At 64.1% G+C, this 1,861-nt stretch carries 1 protein-coding gene and 2 pseudogenes; all 3 read left to right on the top strand.

The annotated features are described in order from the left end of the window. Nucleotides 1-220: pseudogene (locus HCC78_RS32385) on the top strand (IS5/IS1182 family transposase); the annotation flags it as partial. Between the two features lie 54 nt (nucleotides 221-274). After that, nucleotides 275-469 (top strand): annotated as a pseudogene (locus HCC78_RS32380) (IS256 family transposase); the annotation flags it as partial. A gap of 504 nt (nucleotides 470-973) precedes the next feature. After that, on the top strand, nucleotides 974-1,723 hold the full coding sequence (locus tag HCC78_RS32375; protein ID WP_172332795.1) for a sulfotransferase family protein: 750 nt from the start codon (nucleotides 974-976) through the stop codon (nucleotides 1,721-1,723). Nucleotides 1,724-1,861: the final 138 nt, after the last annotated feature.

Raw genomic sequence — 1,861 nt, 5'->3', positions numbered from 1 at the left:
CCTGCGGGCATCGAAGCAACTCGGCCGGACGCTGTGGCGGAACTGGAGCGGGTACCACCGCCGGAGCAGGGTCGAGACGAAAATGAACTGCGTCAAGCTGCTCGGCCAGCGGCTGATGTCACGGGACTTCGACCGCCAGGTGGCCGAAGTCCAGATCCGCGCGGCGGTACTCAACCGCTTCACGGCTCTCGGCATCCCGATGACCGTGGCCGCAGGATAGGTGTGTCTGGGGAAAGGGGGACTGCGGTCACCAGCTGATTTGTCCAACAACGCCCGGCACCGTACTGTCCGGACCAAGGGCGCACTGTCGCAGAAAACCGCGAAGCTGATGGTCTTCAGCCTGGTCAGAGCCGCGTCGCAGAAATGGCGCAAGCTCAACGGGCGGAACCAGTTGCCGCGCGTGATCGAAGGTGTCAAATTCACCGACGGTGTCGCCTTGGCTGACGCCGATGAAAGCCGCGCCGCCTGATCAAGCCGCGTCACCCAAATTCAGCCATAGCTCAGGGTCAAAGGCGGAGACCCTTGGTATGAGCAGGGCCCCCGATGGTGGGGAAGTCTCGGACGTAATTAACCGCGCGATCACTTGTCTCCGAACGTCATCCGGATAAGGTGGTTCGCGCTGCATTTATGCGCAGGAAGACAGACGAGATCGTTCGAGCGGATTCTGGGGCCACAATCTCTTGGCTGAATCGAGCCCGGGCGTGATAGGTTTTGCGACGGTCCCGCATGTCGTCGGCGTGGTGAATCGCATCGTCATGCGAGCGGAAATTTGCCGCTGCGTCTTAAATTCAAGTACCACCTCCTTGGGCGGATACATTTTTCAAGTGGATATTCTTAATATGAATGCCTTCATGTCTTTCCATTCTGCTGCTCCCCGAGGATGGGCCGCGCGGCGCTTCGCAAGTTCCCAGCCAGGACCCGTGACAAGTATTTCCGCGCAACGGCCTGCCATGGGGCGGAGCCGATGAGGGAGATGACCAAGACCCTGCTGGGCGAAGTGGTGAGCACCGTCGCCCCCCAATGCAGCTTCGATCGAGCGGCCTTCGTGCTGGCGCACATGCGCTGCGGCTCCACCGCCCTGTCGAACATCCTGTGCAGCCGAGCGGAGATCAGCGGATACGGCGAGGCGCATATCGCCTATCGCAACCGCTCGGATCTGGGGCGCCTGGTGGTGAACCAGGCGCTGCGCCGGGCCTGGAAACCGGGCGCGCGCTACGTCTTCGACAAGGTGCTTCATTCGCGTCATGACCGCGATGCGCCGCAGGACTTCTTCCGGTCTCGAGCGATCTTCCTCTGCCGACGGCCCGAGCGGGCGATCGCCTCGATCCGCGGGTTGTTCCAGTCGCTCGGCCGGGAGGAATACACGACCGATTCGCTGGCGGCGGACTACTACGTCGAACGCGTCGGACAGCTGTGCCGCCTGTGGCCGCTCTTTCCTTCGGAGCGGCGTTTGGGCCTGACCCATGATGCGCTGATCGGCGCGACGGATGACTGCCTTGCGCGGGTAACGGCGCTGCTGCAACTGGAGCCGCCGCTGCTCAACGCCTACCAGGGTCATGCGGCATCGGTGCGGGGTGGGGGTGGGGACCCGCTGGTTTCGGCCCGGCGCACGAAGATCGAAGCGCCGCGGCGTGAAAAGGCGCCGGAGCCGCTCGCGCTCGATCCGGGGCTCGTGCAGCGCGCGAACGAGGCCTACGAGCGCTACGTCGAGATCATCGCCTAGCGGGCGGGCGCAAGCGCCCGCCACATCCGAAAGGCGGCGCTAGACCCCATGATCGCTCTGCAAGGCGACTAGGTCGGCGGCCTCTCCCGCGGCATTCTGCATGCGAGGGTTGCTCCGGATGACCCGGCGCCGAGCCTC

This window comes from Mangrovicoccus sp. HB161399 (assembly GCF_013184745.1).
GTDB lineage: Bacteria > Pseudomonadota > Alphaproteobacteria > Rhodobacterales > Rhodobacteraceae > Mangrovicoccus.
Note: the sequence above shows the minus strand (reverse complement) of the source record. Positions and strands in the feature narration are given on the sequence as shown.

Excerpts from the sequence above, each read along its gene's own strand:
- HCC78_RS32375 (WP_172332795.1), top strand. The coding sequence starts at position 974 with ATGACCAAGACCCTGCTGGGCGAAGTGGTGAGCACCGTCGCCCCCCAA.